This is a genomic window from Actinoplanes subtropicus (assembly GCF_000721705.1).
Classification (GTDB): Bacteria; Actinomycetota; Actinomycetes; order Mycobacteriales; family Micromonosporaceae; genus Actinoplanes; species Actinoplanes subtropicus.
The window spans coordinates 1-15962 of sequence record NZ_JOJL01000029.1 but is presented as its reverse complement, the minus strand read 5'-3'; the positions used below and the strand labels follow the sequence as shown (position 1 = coordinate 15962).

Sequence of the window (15962 nt, the reverse complement as noted above, 5' to 3'; positions counted from 1 at the left end):
AGGGGTCCGCGTCGATGGCTGGGGGGACCCCCTAAAGCCAGCCGTTCCGGCGGAACGCCCGGTACAGCAGGTAGGACGCCAGCAGGCTGATTGCCCACCAGGCCGGATAGCTATACAGCCATTTCAATTCCGGCATATGCTTAAAATTCATACCGTACACACCGGCCGCCGCGGTCCAGACCGTGGCGATACCGGCCCAGGCGGCGATCTTGCGCATGTCGTTGTTCTGGTCGACCGACACCTGGGCCAGCCGCGCCTGCAGGATCGAGTTGAGCAGGTCGTCGAAGGAGGAGACCTGCTCGACCGTGCGCGTCAAATGGTCCTGAACGTCGCGGAAGTACTTGCCGATCCGCTTGGGCACCAGCGCGACGAGCGTCGCCAGCGGGCGTTGCAGCGGCACTACCGCCCGGCGGAACTCCACCAGTTCCCGCTTCATCTGATAGATGGCCTGAATCGGGCTGCCCGCGCCGCGAGAGAAGACGCCCTCCTCGATGATGTCGAGATCGGCCTCGACCTGGTCGGCGACCGTGATGTAGTGGTCGACCACTCGGTCGGTCACCGCGTACGCCACCGCCCACGGCCCCTGCTCGAGCAGCGCGGCCCGGGCGGTCTCCAGGTCGGCGCGCACCGAACCGAGCTCGGAGGCGTCGCCGTGCCGGACCGTGATCACGAACTGCTCGCCCACGAAGATCATCATTTGCCCGGTCTCGACCACCTGGGACGTCTCGGTGATCTCGTGGTGCGGCACGTACCGGGCGGTGCGCATGACCAGGAAGTGCACGGTGCCGAAATTCTCCAGCTTGGGGCGCTGCTCGGCCTTGACCGCGTCCTCGACGGCGAGTTCGTGCAGCCCGTACGTCTGCGCGATCTCGGTCATCTCCTCCTCGCCGGGCTCGTGCAGGCCGAGCCAGACGAAGCCGTCCTCGTGCGAGCAGGCCTCCCGCAGCGCCTCGTCCGGCGTGAAGTAGCCGGCCAGGCGCTTGCCGGCCACATACACCCCGCAGTCGACCACCGCACTCGCGGTGCGCCGGCGGTTGGCGCCGTCGGGCACCTCGCCGGTCGTCCCGCGGAAGCGGTTCATGGCCCGCACCGGAACGGCAAAGGCACGCTGCAGCGGCTTCGGCCGGCTCGTGCCGGGCTCACGCTCGCTCATCTTGACCTCCCCAAACCGCATGACCGGGCCCGCAGAGGCTAGCTCACCGTCAGGCGCGAGCCGGGCGGGATCACCCGATCCCGCCCGGCCGGCCGGACAACCTAGGCCCGGACCTCGTCGATGGCCGCGGCCAGGCGCCGGACACCCTCGTCGATCTGGTCCACCGTGACCGCCGAGAACGCCAGGCGAACTGAGCTCTTCCCGCCGTCGAGCAGGAAGTCCGTCCCCTTGACGATAGCGACGCCCTTCTTCATCGCGGCCGGGAAGAGCTTGTCCACGTCCACCTCCTCGGGCAGGTCGACCCAGAGGAAGTAGCCGCCGTCCGGCTCGGTGAAGGTCGCGCCGGGGATGTGCTTGCGCAGCGAGTCGGCGAGAACCGAGGCGCGCTCGGCGAGGGCGGTGCTGACCGTACGGACGGACCGCTCGATGTCGCCCGAGACGCAGAACTGGTGCACGATCGCCTCGGACACCATGCCGGGCGAGATGTATAGGTTGGTGGCCTTCTTGGCGATCGCGTCGATCAGCGCGGCCGGGCCGACCAGGTAGCCGACGCGGACGCCGGGGCACACCGTCTTGGTGAAGCTCGACGCGTGCACCACCGCGTTCTTCACCTCGTCTGACGATGCAGCCATCGACAGCATCGAGGGCAGGGCGTCGCCGCGGAACCGGATGTCCACATACGGGTCGTCCTCGAAGATGGTGAAGCCGTACTCGACCGCGAGGGCGAGCAGGTCGCGCCGCTTCTGCTCGGAGAGCGTGATGCCGGCCGGGTTCTGATAGTTCGGGATGATGTGCGCGAGCTTGGGGCGTACGCCGGACTCCAGCAGCGCGCGCAGCTCGTCGGTGTCGATACCGTCCTCACGGAGCGTCACCTGGTGCACCTTGGCGCCGAGGTTCTGCAGGCTGAGCAGCGTACGATCGTAGGTCGGCTTCTCGACGATCACCGTGTCGCCCGGCTGGACCAGGTGGTTGAACAGGAAGGCGTCGGCCTGCAGCGACCCGTTCGTCACGATGACCTGGTCGGCCGAGACGCCGTGCTTCTCCGCGATCCACTTGCGCAGCGGGACATACCCGACGGACGTGCCATAGGCGGTCATGCCGGCGGGGTCGGCGTCGAAGGCTCGCGCGGCGGCGGCCTTGAGGCCCTCGACGTCGATGATGTCCAGCGACGGAGCGCCACGGGCGAAGGAGATCAGCTGCTCAGCGGTCATGCCCAACAGCTTACGAGCAGTCTCCAGCGCATTTTCCGCTGCCTCGGCCGGATCCGGACGTTGAGATACCGATGGTTATCCTCGCAGTCACAGCTTCGCGTAACCCGTCGTTAAGGAGTTGTTTCATGATCGGACTCGTTCTCGCGGCCGGCGCCGGCCGCAGGCTGCGTCCCTACACGGACGCCCTGCCCAAGGCGCTCGTCACGGTGGACGGTGACGCCACGATCATGGACATTTCGCTGCGCAACCTCGCCGCGGCCGGACTCTCCGAGGTGACGATCGTGGTGGGCTATCGCGCCGACGCGGTCGAGGAGCGTGTCCCGGCCTTCCAGGAGAAATACGGCGTAAAGATCAGCCTGGTGCACAACGACAAGGCCGAGGAATGGAACAACGCCTACTCCCTCTGGCTCGCCCGTGACCACTTCGCGCGGGGCGCATTGATGGTCAATGGCGACACGGTGCATCCCGTGAGCGTGGAGCACACCCTCCTGGCGAATCGTGGTCCGGCCGTCCTGCTCGCCATCGACGACCGGAAGAAGTTGGCCGACGAGGAGATGAAGACTGTCTTCAACGCCGAAGGACAGCTGACCAGGATCACGAAGCTGATGGACCCGTCGGCGGCGTCCGGCGAGTACATCGGGGCCACCATCATCGAGCCGTCGACGGCCGGCGGGCTGGCCGACGCCCTCAAGGCCACCTGGGAGCTCGACCCGAACCGCTACTACGAGGACGGCTTCCAGGAGTACGCGGACCGCGGTGGCGAGGTCCGCGGGGTCACGATCGGCGAGGTCAGCTGGGTCGAGGTCGACAACCACGAGGACCTGGCAAGGGCGCGGGACATCGCATGCCGCTACTAGCCCGCACCATCCAGACGCCGCTGCACTTGGAGGTCCGCCGCGGCGCGGTCGCCGACCTCGCGCGGATCCTCTCCGACGGCCGGATCTCCGCGGGTGGCGACGTCGCGGTCGTGGTCGGCCCGGGCCTGGGTGAACGGGTGGTCAACCTCATCCGTCCGAATCTCGGCTCGGCCGACATCTACACCACCGCCGGCGGCACCCTCGACGCGGCGCTCGAACTCGCCGCGAAGCTGCGCGCCCGCAACTACGACGCGGTCGTCGGCATCGGCGGCGGCACCACGATCGACACGGCGAAGTACGCGGCCAACCGCTGGGGCCTGCCGATGATCTCGGTGGCCACCAGCCTCGCCAACGACGGCATCGGCTCCCCGGTGGCCAGCCTGGTCAACGACGGGATCAAGGGCTCGTACGGCGTCCACATCCCGTTCGGCGTCATCGTCGACCTGGACTTCGTGGAGACCGGGCCGGACCGGGTCAACCGCGGCGGCGTCGGCGACGTGATCAGCAACATCAGCGCGCTCGCCGACTGGGAACTGGCCCGCGAGATGCGCGGCGAGCCGGTCGACGGCCTGGCCGCGTCGCTGGCCCGGATGGGCGCCGAGGCGATTCTGACCATGCCGGGCGACATGAGCGACGACGCGTTCGTCACCGTGCTCGCCGAGGCGCTGATCTCCAGCGGCCTGGCCATGGCGGTCTGCGGCAGCAGCCGGCCGGCCAGCGGCGGCTGCCACGAGATCATGCACGCCGTCGACGCGCTCTTCCCGGGCACCGGCTCGCACGGTGAGCTGGCCGGGCTGGGCGCCCTGTTCTGCACGTTCCTGCGCGGCGACGAGCGCCGCTTCACCCAGATGTCCGACTGCCTGGGCCGGCACCAGTTGCCGCGCCTCCCCCAGGACGTCGGGCTGAACGACGAGCAGTTCGTCGAGGCCGTCGCGTTCGCCCCGCGCACGCGCCCCGACCGCTACACGATCCTCGAACACCTCGCGATGACGCACGACGAGATCAGCCGGAAGCTGGCCGAGTATGCCCAAGCCCTCGAAGACCACTGACCCTGGCCAAGGCCAGGCAAAACCCGCGCCCGAGCAGGGTCGTGGGCCCGATCCGTCGGCGTCCGCCGGCATTCCGAATGGTTCCGCAGACCTTGCGGGTACGCCGACCGCGGCCGACTATTACGCCGTGAATCGCGGGGGCGGTCTGTACAGCGAGGCGATCAGCCAGCGGATTGGTGCCCGGATAGCGGTGCAGGCGCACAAAAGGGGGTTGGCGCCCTCGGTGCTGACGGTGTTCAACCTGGGCCTCGGTTGCCTGGTCTCGTTCGTGGTGATCGCGACGGCCGCTCCGGTGGCGGGCGGCCACGTCTGGGCCTGGCCGATCGGACTGCTCGCGCTGATCGGCTGGCAGTTGGCGTACGCGTTCGACTGCTCCGACGGGCAGCTGGCCCGGGTCACCCACCAGGCGAGCGCGGCCGGCGGCCGCCTCGATGTGCTGTGCGACGTGGCGGTGCAGATCTCGCTGGTCTCGGCGCTGGCCGCAACGGCGAAGGCACAGGTGTCGGACACCCCGGCGTGGCTGCTGGCGGCGTTCGCCGGCACCTGGATGGTCAACCTGGTGACTTCAGTCATGCAGGGCGGCGAGCAGGCGGCCAGCATGGTGAGCAGCCGCTCCCTGCCCGTCCGCCTGGTCAAGCTCGTCCGCGACTACGGCGCCGTGATCGCCCTGGCCGGAGTCGTGCTGACCGTCGCCCCACAGTGGACAATCTGGTTTGTGGGCCTGTTCACCCTGGTGAACGCCGCCTTCCTCGCCGCCAGCGTGGTGTTCTCGGCCCGCCAGGCCCTGCGGGGTTAGACCCGGACCGGGATGGCGGAGGAGACGCCCAGGACGGTGCCGGTCGGGTCGAGGGCCTCGGCGACCACGTACTCGGGGGTGCCCTGGATGGTCAGCGTGGTTTCGAAGCCGGAGCGCGGGGCCTCGATCGTGCCGGCCAGAGCGCCGGGCTGGGTGCCGGAGCGGGCTCGCCACTTGGTCACCTTCGTGGTGCCGTTCCAGCTGGCGCTGACGATGACGTTGCCGTTCTCCACGCGCAGGCCGAGGGCCGGCTGGTCGAGCGGCAGGCCGGTCCAGTCGACCTTGTAGGCGCGGTACGACTGGTTGTCCAGCGGCAGGTGGCCGGCGAGGCGGACGGTGCCGTCCGCGTTGTGCTCGGTGAAGTAGGGCATCTGTCCCCAGCCGATGAACGCGCCGCCGTCGGCCAGTTCCCGGAAGCAGCCCTGGGTCGGCGCCGACAGCTTGTCCGGGTGGACGTACTCGGCCACGAACTTCGCCGTGCGGGCCGCCTCGTCCAGCTTCATCACCAGGCCGCGCGAGTAGTCGTGCACCTTGGTGACGCCGTTGCCGTTGTCGAAGACGCTGTACGTGCCGTCCCGCCGCTGCCGGAAGTCGTGCTGCCAGGCGAACTTCGCCTTGTCCTCGATGGTGAAGTCGGATTTCTTGCCGCCCAGCCGCCACATGACCTTGCCGGTGCTGTGATTGATCTTGTACGTGGTCCAGGTGTGCCGGGACGAGGCGATCACGTTGCCGTCCGCGGCGAGCCCGACCGAGTTGGCGTGGAAGAAGTCGTACGGCAGGTGGGCCGAGTCGCCCTGGGGCAGCGGAGCGTACGACTCGTCGAGGCCGACATGCTCGTGCGCGCGCCACTGGAACAGCAGCTTGCCGGTGGCGATGTCGACCTCCTGGATCACGCCGTCGTGCAGCACGCCGTCCTTCGGGCCGCCCAGGGCGGTCAGGTCCCACGGCAGCGGCTCGTACACCCAGAACAGCGCCGTGTTCCGCGGCGTGATCACGAAGTCGTGCTGGTCGGCCTGGTCGGTGCCGGCCGCCCGTACCCGAGTGATCTCCCGGTACGACTGGTCGGCGATCACGAACTCGCCCTGGCCCACGCCCTGCCCGCCGGTGCCCCCGATGGTCCCCTCCCACCAGGTCAGCACGGGCTTGTTCCGGTACTGCTGGACCTTGAAGTCGATCGCCACGGTGGCCGGGTCGGGCACCTTTTTGAACCAGACCGGCGAGCCCTTCTCGTCGACCATGAGCGGCCCCCACAGCCCGCTGCCCGCGGCCGGGGTCAGGCAGATGTAGCCGGGCACCGTTCCGTTCGCCGCCGTCGTGATCGTGACGTCCGGCAGGGTGCGCAGGTCGGGGCGGGAGCGGTATTTCGGCGGGCCGGCCTGGGCGGCCTCGGTCGCCCCGACTGACTTATCGGTTTTGTCGGTCTGGTCGGTGTCCTGGTGGCCGAGCGCGTAGCCAAGCCCACCGCCGGCCACCCCGATCGCGGCGGCGCCACCCACGCCGAGCAGCAGTTTTCGTCGGGAGACGCGGGTTGATTCGGTCACGGGCCCCACCATTCCCCACGCCGCTCAAGATCTACCTGGGCGTATGATCAGAGTTCGCTGTGATTCCCCGGTAAATCTCAAGTAACCGCTCGGTGAGCACGTCGGGGTGGAAATCGCGTAAATAGCGCCTTCGGGCGGACGGGGCACGCGCCGCGGCCTCGTCCCGGGCGACCGGCAGCGCCGCGGCCAGGGCCGCCGGCTCCGGTTCGACCAGCCAGCCCGCCTCGTCCCCGACCAAATACGGGATCCCGCCGACCGCGGTACCCAGCACGGGCCGGCCGTTCGCCATCGCCTCGAGGATCACCGTGGGCAGCACGTCGTTCCAGGTCGAGGTGGCCAGCACGACCGCCGACGCGCGCCGTGCCTCGTCCACCCCGGCGCGATCGAGCACGCCGAGATAGGTGACATCCGAGCGGTCGGCCGCGGCCCTCTCGGCGAGCGGCCGCAACTCGCCGTCGCCGGCGATCCGGAGCGGGCCGAGCGAGCCGTCCGGGTGCCGTTGCCAGGCGTCGAGCAGCAGGGCCAGCCCCTTCTCCGGGGAGAGCCGGGCGGCGTACAGGAAACCCTCGCCGATCGCCGTGGGCTCGCCCGGATCGGGCAGGCCGTTCGGCTTCACCACGATCCGGTCCTCCGGGATGCCGTAGTCGCGCAGGTGCGCCGCTATCCGGTCGGTCAGCGCCACGAACCGGTCGACCGAGTGCCAGGTCGGCCGGTGCACCGCCAGCGTGGTGGCCATCAGCGCGCTCTGCGCCGCCGACCCGCGATAGCACTTGTGCTGAACGGCCGGCCAGCCGAGCAGCCTGCCGCGGCAGTCCTGGCAGTTGTGCCCGTCCCGGAAGTACAGCCCGGAGGAGCAGACCTGCCGGTAGTTGTGCACGGTCTGGATCACCGGGACGCCGTGCGCGTGCGCCGTCCGGATCACCCAGGGTGACAGCAGCGGGTACGGGTTGTGCAGGTGCACCACGTCCGGGCGCTCGGCGGCGAGCAGCCGGGCCAGGTCCTGCTGGGCGGCCCGGCCGTAGATCGGCGAGAGCGGCAGCAGCACCTTCTGCGCGGCCGGGAGTTGCCCGATCGAATCCGAGCTGCGCTGGAACGGCAGCACCTCGACACCGGCCGCGCGTAGCTGCGCGATCTCGGTGTCCACGATGACGTTCTCCCCGGAGGGGATCGCCTCTCGATAGCGGTTGTGCGCGACGACCACCTTCACGCCGGGAAACGCTACCGTTGAGGGCGTGCCCGAACTCCCCGAGGTCGAGGCGCTCGCGGCCTATCTGCGTGAGCGCGCGGTCGGCCACACCGTGGAGCGCCTGGAGGTCTCCTCCTTCAGCGCGCTGAAGACGTTTGACCCGCCCGCCTCCGCCGTCGCCGGGATGAAGGTCCGCGACGCCGGCCGGCATGGCAAATTCCTGGACATCGGCCTCGGCGACGACCTGCACCTGGTCGTTCACCTGGCCCGGGCCGGGTGGTTGCACTACCGCGACTCGTTCAAGTCGCCGGCGCCGCTCAAGCCCGGCAGCGGCCCGATCGCCCTGCGGATGCGGCTCGACGACGGCTCCGGTTTCGACCTGACCGAGGCCGGTACGCAGAAGTCGCTGGCCGCCTACCTGGTCCGTGACCCGGCCGAGGTGCCCGGCGTGTCCCGGCTTGGGCCGGATGCGCTGGCCGTCACCGAGGCCGAGTTCGCCGAGCGCATCCGCTCCCGCAACGGCCAGATCAAGGGCGTGCTCACCGATCAGGAGGTGCTCGCCGGCATCGGCAACGCGTACTCCGACGAGATCCTGCATGTGGCCAAGATGTCGCCCTTCGCGCTCACCGGGAAGATCACGGATGAGCAGATGAACGCGCTGTACACGGCGATGCGCGAGGTGGAGACCGACGCGGTGGCCCGCTCGGTGGGGCAGAAGGCGGCCGAGCTCAAGGGCGAGAAGAGGGCGGGCATGCGGGTGCACGCGCGTACCGGTTTGCCTTGCCCGGTCTGCGGAGACACCGTGCGTGAGGTGTCCTTCGCCGACAAGTCACTGCAGTATTGCGCTACGTGTCAGACGGGTGGCAAACCCCTGGCAGACCGCCGTCTCTCCAAGCTGATTCGATAGCCTCATTTGTCACGGTGTGTGTGCGGACGACTCGGAGTGGTGTAGCCCGCACGACGTACGCTCGCTAACCGGGTTTCCATCGGTATAGTGGCCCGGTCCCAGGGCAACCTGAACGGCACAGGAGGGGTCGGCCACGGTGGCCGGGACCCGAAAGGTCGTGGCGGTGCGTAATCTTTTCCGGATGCGGGAGGACGTAGGCGACGTGACGACAAGCCTGCATCGCCCGGTTACCGACAGCAGCCGGAGCAAACCCGTGCCGTACGACAGCTTCGAGTGGCAGCAGGAGCAGCCGCCGAGCAACGGCGTACCCCGCTCAGCCTGGAACCGGACGCACAAGCGCCTGTCGCGCTGGCACCGGCCGTACACCATGATCCTGGTCGTTTTGGATCTGCTGGCCGTCCTCGCGGCGAGCTGGCTCACCGCGGCGGTGCTGGAGAAGGCGAAGACCGGGTTCCAGCACAAGGACTGGGGCTTCCTGCACGACGCCGGGCTGTTCTCCTTCTTCGCGTACGTGGTGCTCCCGGTCGGCTGGCTGATCCTGCTGTGGGCCAACGGCACCTACGACCGCCGCTACCTGGGCCTGGGCAGCGAGGAGTTCAAGCGGATCGTGCGCTGCTCGGTCACCGTCGTGGCCTGCGTGTCGCTGCTCGCGTTCGCCACCCAGACCACGCTGTCGCGTGGCACGGTCGCCATGGTGTCGCTGAGCGCCCTGATCTTCCTGCTGGCCGATCGGGTGATCGCCCGGCAGGTGCTGCACATCGCGCGCCGCCGCACCGGCCACGGCGCGCACCGGATGATCCTGGTCGGCACGCTGCCCGAGGCGCTCGAGGTCTACACCGCGGTCACCCGCAGCCCGGCGGCCGGCCTGATCCCCGTCGCCATCCACCTGACCGACGGCTTCGCCGCCGCGAGAGGCATCGAAACCCCGGTTCCGGTGTACGCGGCCCGCGACGTCCTTTCGCTCGTTCGTGAGGTCGGAGCCGACACGATCGCGGTGTGCGGCTCGGCCAGCGCCGAGCCCGGTGAGCTGCGCCGGCTGGCCTGGCAGCTCGAGGGCACCGGCGTCGACCTGGTGGTCGCGCCGCAGCTCACCGACATCGCCGGCCCGCGGGTGCACATCCGCCCGATCGAGGGCCTGCCGCTGCTGCACGTCGAGGAGCCGACCCTCTCCGGCCCCGGCTGGCTGGCGAAAAACCTGCTCGACCGGGTGGCGGCCGGCCTCGGCCTGCTGATCCTCAGCCCGCTCCTGCTGATCATCGCGATCGGCATCCGGATCTCCGACCCCGGCCCGGTCTTCTTCCGCCAGCCCCGGGTCGGCCACGAGGGCCGCACCTTCCGGGTGTGGAAATTCCGGACCATGTACGTCGATGCCGAGGAGCGCAAGGCCACGCTCGAGGAGCTCAACGAGTCCGACGGCATGATGTTCAAGATGAAGGAGGATCCCCGGATCTTCTCCTTCGGCAGCAAGCTGCGCGCCACCTCGATGGACGAACTGCCCCAGCTGATCAACGTGTTGCTGGGCGAGATGTCGCTGGTCGGCCCCCGCCCGCTGCCCGCCGACGACGGCGACTACCTGGGCGACGTCCGGCGGCGACTGCTCGTGCGGCCCGGCATGACGGGATTGTGGCAGGTCTCCGGGCGCTCCGACCTGTCCTGGGACGAGGCGGTCCGGCTGGACCTGTACTACGTCGACAACTGGTCCCTGACGTACGACCTCGGGATCTTGTGGCGGACGATCTGGGTGGTCCTCAAGCGCAAGGGCGCTTACTAGTATCTGCTGAGCTGGCTGGCTCCGCTTCGCTCCGCGGGCGATCGCCCCTTCGGGGCTGACTCCTCATCAGCGGGGCGATCGCGGGCCGCCCCGTGATACCGCGCCCCCAGTAATACGGGGCCCTAGTATCTGCGCATGGCGGGTCAAGTGGGGAGCGCGCTGGCGGTTCTCGCCGTGCTTGCTGCTCTCGCCGCCGCGGTGATGGCTGTTGTGCGGCTGCGGGCTCGCCGAGGTATCGCCACCGCCATGCAGCGGGCCACCTACGACGTCTTGCACACGGCGGCGCTCGCGGCCGAGCCGCTGCGTGGGGGCCTCACCGCCGCGACCGCGGGCAAGGCCATCCGGCACCTGCGGGCTCTGGTCGGCGCGGTCGGCATGACCATCGACGACGGCAACAAGAGCCTCGCCTTCGACGGGCACGGCACCCACCACGGCGACCAGTTCACCGCGGCCAGCCGGCGCGCGCTCACCAGCCATCGGTCGATCGTGCTCGCGGCCGCCGACCTGCCCTGCGACCGGGTCGACTGCATGGTGCGCGGCGCGGTGGTGGTCCCGCTCGCCGGCCCGGACGGCCGGGCCACCGCGGCGCTGGTCGCGATCGCCGACGACCAGCCGGCCCCCGGGCTCGTCCAGGCCACCGCCGAGGCCGCCCGCTGGGCCGGGTCGCAGATCGCGCTGGCCGAGCTCGACTCCTCCCGGGAACGGCTGGCCCGGGCCGAGGTGCGGGCGCTGCGGGCGCAGATCAGCCCGCACTTCATCTACAACGCGCTGACCGCGATCGCGTCCTTCGTGCGGACCGACCCCGAGCGGGCCCGCGAGCTGATCCTCGAGTTCGCCGAGTTCACCCGCTACTCGTTCCGGGCGCACGGCGAGTTCACCACGCTCGCCGAGGAACTGCGCTCGATCGACCGCTACCTGACCATCGAGCGGGCCCGGTTCGGCGACCGCCTGCAGGTGCGGCTGCAGATCGCCCCCGAGGTGCTGCCGGTGGGCCTGCCGTTCCTGTGCCTCCAACCGCTGGTCGAGAACGCCGTACGGCATGGTCTTTCCCGAAAGCCCGGCGTCGGTATGGTGAGCATCGAGGCCCGTGATGCGGGCGCCGAGTGCCACATCACGGTGGAGGACGACGGCGTCGGGATGGACCCGGCCGTCTTCGCCCCCGGCCGGCCGGAGACCGACGACGGGCAGCATGTGGGCCTCACCAACGTGGACGAGCGGCTGCGTTCGGTCTTCGGCGATCACTTCGGCCTGGTGGTGGAGACCGCGCCCGGCGCGGGAACGAAGGTGAGCATGCGAGTGCCCAAATTCCATCCGGGCGTACGGGCGTGAGCCTGGTCGTGCTGGCGGTCGACGACGAGCCGCCGGCCCTGGACGAGCTGGCCTATCTGCTGAACGCGGACGGGCGGGTGGCCCACGTGCACCGCGCCGGCGATGCCACCGAGGCCCTGCGCGTCCTGCGGGACACCGAGGTGGACGCGGTCTTCCTGGACATCCGGATGCCCGGCCTGGACGGCATGGAACTGGCCCGCATCCTGCGGCGTTTCGCCCGGCCGCCGGCGATCGTCTTCGTCACCGCGTACGACGACGGCGCGGTCGACGCGTTCGACCTGGGGGTGACCGACTACGTCCGCAAGCCGGTCCGGGCCGAGCGGCTGGGCGAGTCCCTGCGGCGGGTGGCCGGCGCGCGGCTCTCCCCGGTCGCGGCACCGGCGGGCGGCCCGGCCGACGAGCCGGCGATCCCGGTCGAGCTGGCCGGAACGACCCGGATGCTGCCCCGCTCGTCGGTGCGCTGGGTGGAGGCGCAGGGGGATTACGCCCGGCTGCACACGGCCGATGCCTCCCACCTCGTACGAGTGTCGCTGGCGACGCTGGCGGATCGGTGGGCGGATGCGGGTTTTGTTCGCATTCACCGGTCGTACCTGGTGCAGATCAGGCTGATCGCCGAGTTGCGGCTGACGGGCTCGGGCTACGTGGTGGCGGTGGACGGGGTGGAGCTGCCGGTCAGCCGGCGGCACACCCGGGAGCTCAAGGACAAGCTGATCAGGGCGGCCAAGCACGGCTGGACCCGCTGAATCCACACGGTTGTCCACAGCCTCACCAGGTTCTCCACAGAGTTATCCACAGGCTCAGGCGGGCCGAACGTACGGTATCGGCGATCTTGACTTCATCACTACACTGCCTTGGCTCACCTCTTTCGATCATTTAGTCACGGGGCCTGATTGATGTCGTTTCGTCGCTATGCGGTTGCAGCGCTCGCCATTGTCGCGCTCGTTCCCGCCACTCAAGTCGCGTTCGCCGACACCCAGCCGCAGCCGAAGCGGCTCACCTTCAAGAAGTTCACCGGGTCGGCCCACGGGCTCTCGGCCGCGAAGTACGACCCGCACACCGTGCTGGTGCGGTTCAAGGCCGGTCTCTCCACCACCACGACCAACCGGACGCTGAGCAAGCGGAACGCCCATAGCCTCGGCCTCGTCGCGGGCAGCAGGTTCGTCAAGGTCCACACGACCGGCGACGCGGCCGAGGCGCTGCGCCAGCTGCGCAAGGACCCCACGGTCAGCTCGGCGACGCTGGACTACCAGCGGCACATCACCGCCGTGCCCAACGACCCCGGCTACGCCAGCGGCGACCAGGACTACCTCAAGAAGATCAATTTGCCGCAGGCGTGGGACCGCACCAAGGGCTCCACCACGCAGCTGATCGCGGTGCTCGACACCGGCGTCAACGGCGCCCACGAGGACCTCAAGGGCCGTACGGTCGCCGGCTACAACGTCATCACCAACGCGGCGATCGCCGCCGGCGCAGCCAGCGACGACAACGGCCACGGCTCGATGGTCGCCGGCATCGCGGCCGCCAACACCAACAACGGCCTCGGGGTCGCCGGCGTGGCCTGGACCGGGCGGGTCATGCCGGTCAAGGTGCTGGACTCGACCGGCAGCGGCTACGACTCGGACATCGCCAAGGGCATCACCTGGGCCGCCGACCACGGCGCGAAGGTCATCAACCTGTCCCTCGGCGGCCCGGACGACGACACCGTCCTGCACGACGCGGTCAAGTACGCCGTCGGCAAGGGCGCGGTGGTCGTGGTCGCGGCCGGCAACGGGGGCAACAACACGCCGGAGTATCCGGCCGCTTACCCGGAGGCGCTGGCGGTCGGCGCCACCGACGTCGCCGGGAACATCGCCGACTTCAGCACCTGGGGCGACTGGGTCGACGTGGCCGCCCCCGGCGTCAGCATCGTCTCCTCCGGCGCGGACGGGAACTACTGGATCGGGGACGGTACGTCGTTCGCCGCGCCGATCGTCTCCGGCGTGGCCGCGCTGGTGCGTACGGAGTACCCGACGTTGACGCCGGCGCAGGTGGCCAGCCGGTTGGAGTCCACCGCGCGCGACGAGGGTGCGCGCGGCGTCGACCCCTACTACGGCAACGGCTTCCTGGACGCGTTCGCCGCGGTCGGCGGCACCTGGAGCCACCACGGGCACGCTCCCGCCGGAGGGTGACGGCGACCGGTACCGCTTCGACTCGACCGGCGTGACCTCGATCGTCCAGGTCGCGCCGGCCCGGTACGACGAGAACTGGCCGCAGAACGCCATCCGCAACTTCAAGGTCTACTGGCCCCTCGTCCGGCACGACCGGCTGCACTTGCGCCTCGGAGGATCTACATGTCTCGCTTGACCTGGCCGGCCCGGGTCGGTGTCATCCTGCTCGCCGCCAGCGCGGTCGGCTGGCAGGCCGCGCCGTCGTCGGCGGCCGGCACCACCGGCGTCGCGTCGGTCTACGACGTCACCAAGGTGCGGTATGACGGTGGCAACGGCCAGGTCAACAACGTCGTGATCAGTCGCTCGGGCAACACCGTCACCGTCGACGACCGCGTGGCGATCAAGGCCGGTCCGGGGTGCGCCGCGGTCAAGGGCGACCGGACCAAGGTCCGCTGCACCACCAGGAAGGCGCCCACGGCGGTCTTCGCCTACCTCAACGACGGCAATGACTACCTCCGGAACGACTCCGGCCTCGCCATGTACGCCGCGGGTGGCATGGGCAACGACACCCTGGTCGGCGGCAGCGGGCCCGATCACCTGCTGGGCGAGAACGGCAACGACACCCTGCTCGGCATGGCCGGCAACGACAACCTCGACGGCTACCTCGGCGATGACACGCTCTGGGGCGGCGACGACAACGACTCTCTCGTCGGCTCGTGGGGCAACGACACCCTGCACGGCGGCAACGGCGACGACGGCCTGCAAGGTATGGACGGCAACGACAAGCTGTACGGCGACGCCGGCGCGGACGTCCTGAAGGGCGGCAACGGCAGCGACCGCCTCGAGGGTGGCGCCGGCGACGACTACCTCGAGGGCGACGACCCCCGCGACACCGGCACCGTCTCGGCGGACGTCATGCTCGGCGGTCCTGGCCGGGACGGGGTCAGCTACGGCTTCTACAGCAAGCCCGTCACGGTCGACCTCGACGGCGCCGCCGGCGACGACGGGCAGGCCGGAGAGCACGACACCGTCGGCGCGGACGTCGAGGACATCGTGGGCGGCAGCGGCGCCGACCACCTCACCGGCAACGCCGCGGCCAACGGCATCAACGGCGGCAACGGCAACGACGTCATCCACGGCCTCGGCGGCGACGACGTCCTCAGCGGGGACGAGGGCCGCGACTCGGTGTACGGAGACGACGGAGACGACCTGATCTTCGGCCAGGACACGGTCGAGGTCGCCGACCGGCTCGACGGCGGCGCCAACGGAACGGCCGGCGACGAATGCCAGCCGGGCGCCGCCGACACAACGGTCAACTGCGAACGCTAGGCCGGCTGCCGGCCAACCACCGGGCCGAACGACGTTGCGGGGAAACTCATCGTGGGTTCGAATCCCACGCCCTCCGCCCATCGATGAACAGCGAAAACCGCCGCTGACCTCGACAAACGAAGGCCAGCGGCGGTCATCGTCAATCACCGGTCAGTCTCACTGAGTCTCACAGCGGCCCACTCGATCTCACTCGCCGCGGCAAATACGCGGCAACGAGCTTCCGCGAAGTTAGCCCCGCTCGTCGAGGGCGTCGGCGATGCGGCGCCGTGCCGCTTCGTCCTGCCCCTCGATGCACTTGGCGTAGACCTTGAGCAGCACGTTGACGCTGTTACCGGCCCACTCGGCGACCTGGGTTGCTGGCAATGCCGGGACTTTGGTAGTCGTCGGTGAAATCAGTCATAGCCGCATGGTGCGTGCGGTCCCTGCGGCGGTCACCCCAGGAGCGGTAGGCCCGGCCGCCGCTGGTGCGTGTCGCTGATGACGCGCGCTCCGGACGGGCCGCCCGGGCGGGGATGCCACAGTGTCACTTCAAAGGCACTGCATTATCTGATGAGATCAGCTAGAGCCTGCGTCATGGCTTCCAGCGACGGGTGCGTTTCTCTCTGAGTGACTTTCTTGGTCTTGGTTAGGCCGCGAGGTCGTATTGGTGCTGGTAGCGGCTGGTGTGGGTACGTTGGTGTTCTTGC

The 15962-nt window shown here is 69.6% G+C and carries 13 protein-coding genes and 1 pseudogene; 9 read left to right on the top strand and 5 right to left on the bottom strand.

Annotated features, from left to right (window positions below; translation table 11 throughout):
• Positions 1-31: 31 nt before the first annotated feature.
• Together IH26_RS0136130 and IH26_RS0136125 are read right to left on the bottom strand one after the other, a co-directional pair.
• Positions 32-1153, bottom strand: a complete 1122-nt coding sequence (locus tag IH26_RS0136130) for a magnesium and cobalt transport protein CorA (RefSeq protein ID WP_030440769.1) — start codon at positions 1151-1153, stop codon at positions 32-34.
• 101 nt (positions 1154-1254) lie between these two features.
• Positions 1255-2364, bottom strand: a complete 1110-nt coding sequence (locus IH26_RS0136125; RefSeq protein ID WP_030440768.1) for an aminotransferase-like domain-containing protein — start codon at positions 2362-2364, stop codon at positions 1255-1257.
• Positions 2365-2489: 125 nt separating this feature from the next.
• On the opposite strand from IH26_RS0136125, the gene IH26_RS0136120 reads away from it, so the two are divergent.
• From IH26_RS0136120 to IH26_RS0136110, 3 genes are all read left to right on the top strand, one after another.
• The gene (locus tag IH26_RS0136120) at positions 2490-3221 is read left to right on the top strand and encodes a phosphocholine cytidylyltransferase family protein (protein WP_030440767.1); all 732 of its coding nucleotides are present in this window, start codon (positions 2490-2492) and stop codon (positions 3219-3221) included.
• Positions 3209-4270, top strand: a complete 1062-nt coding sequence (locus tag IH26_RS0136115) for an iron-containing alcohol dehydrogenase family protein (RefSeq protein ID WP_030440766.1) — start codon at positions 3209-3211, stop codon at positions 4268-4270. The genes IH26_RS0136120 and IH26_RS0136115 overlap by 13 nt, the downstream gene beginning before the upstream one ends.
• Before the next feature lie 70 nt (positions 4271-4340).
• Positions 4341-5066 (top strand): CDP-alcohol phosphatidyltransferase family protein, encoded by a 726-nt coding sequence (locus IH26_RS0136110; RefSeq protein WP_030440765.1) that lies wholly within the window; start codon positions 4341-4343, stop codon positions 5064-5066.
• On the opposite strand, the gene IH26_RS0136105 is transcribed toward IH26_RS0136110, so the two are convergent.
• Positions 5063-6607 carry an arylsulfotransferase family protein gene (locus IH26_RS0136105; RefSeq protein WP_245665818.1) on the bottom strand — a complete coding sequence of 515 codons (1545 nt, stop codon included), beginning with the start codon at positions 6605-6607 and terminating at the stop codon, positions 5063-5065. The genes IH26_RS0136110 and IH26_RS0136105 overlap by 4 nt on opposite strands.
• 31 nt (positions 6608-6638) lie before the next feature.
• Positions 6639-7814, bottom strand: coding sequence for a glycosyltransferase family 4 protein (locus IH26_RS0136100; RefSeq protein ID WP_030440763.1), 1176 nt, complete (start codon positions 7812-7814; stop codon positions 6639-6641).
• Positions 7815-7839: 25 nt separating this feature from the next.
• Between IH26_RS0136100 and IH26_RS0136095 the strand changes: the two genes are divergently transcribed.
• The 6 genes from IH26_RS0136095 to IH26_RS56435 all read left to right on the top strand — a co-directional run bounded on the left by IH26_RS0136095 (position 7840) and on the right by IH26_RS56435 (position 15276).
• On the top strand, positions 7840-8700 hold the full coding sequence (locus tag IH26_RS0136095; RefSeq protein WP_030440762.1) for an Fpg/Nei family DNA glycosylase: 861 nt from the start codon (positions 7840-7842) through the stop codon (positions 8698-8700).
• Between the two features lie 181 nt (positions 8701-8881).
• A complete protein-coding gene (locus IH26_RS0136090; RefSeq protein ID WP_030440761.1) occupies positions 8882-10471 on the top strand; it encodes a sugar transferase in 1590 nt (529 codons plus the stop codon).
• 135 nt (positions 10472-10606) lie between these two features.
• Positions 10607-11800 (top strand): sensor histidine kinase, encoded by a 1194-nt coding sequence (locus IH26_RS0136085; protein ID WP_030440760.1) that lies wholly within the window; start codon positions 10607-10609, stop codon positions 11798-11800.
• Positions 11797-12543, top strand: a complete 747-nt coding sequence (locus IH26_RS0136080; protein WP_030440759.1) for a LytR/AlgR family response regulator transcription factor — start codon at positions 11797-11799, stop codon at positions 12541-12543. Before IH26_RS0136085 ends, IH26_RS0136080 begins: the two co-directional genes overlap by 4 nt.
• 150 nt (positions 12544-12693) lie before the next feature.
• On the top strand, positions 12694-13968 hold the full coding sequence (locus IH26_RS0136075) for a S8 family serine peptidase (protein WP_051809170.1): 1275 nt from the start codon (positions 12694-12696) through the stop codon (positions 13966-13968).
• A gap of 162 nt (positions 13969-14130) precedes the next feature.
• A complete protein-coding gene (locus IH26_RS56435) occupies positions 14131-15276 on the top strand; it encodes a calcium-binding protein (RefSeq protein WP_084599374.1) in 1146 nt (381 codons plus the stop codon).
• Between the two features lie 228 nt (positions 15277-15504).
• On the opposite strand, the pseudogene IH26_RS64065 reads toward IH26_RS56435, so the two are convergent.
• Positions 15505-15639 (bottom strand): annotated as a pseudogene (locus IH26_RS64065) (hypothetical protein); the annotation flags it as partial.
• Positions 15640-15962 lie beyond the last annotated feature (323 nt).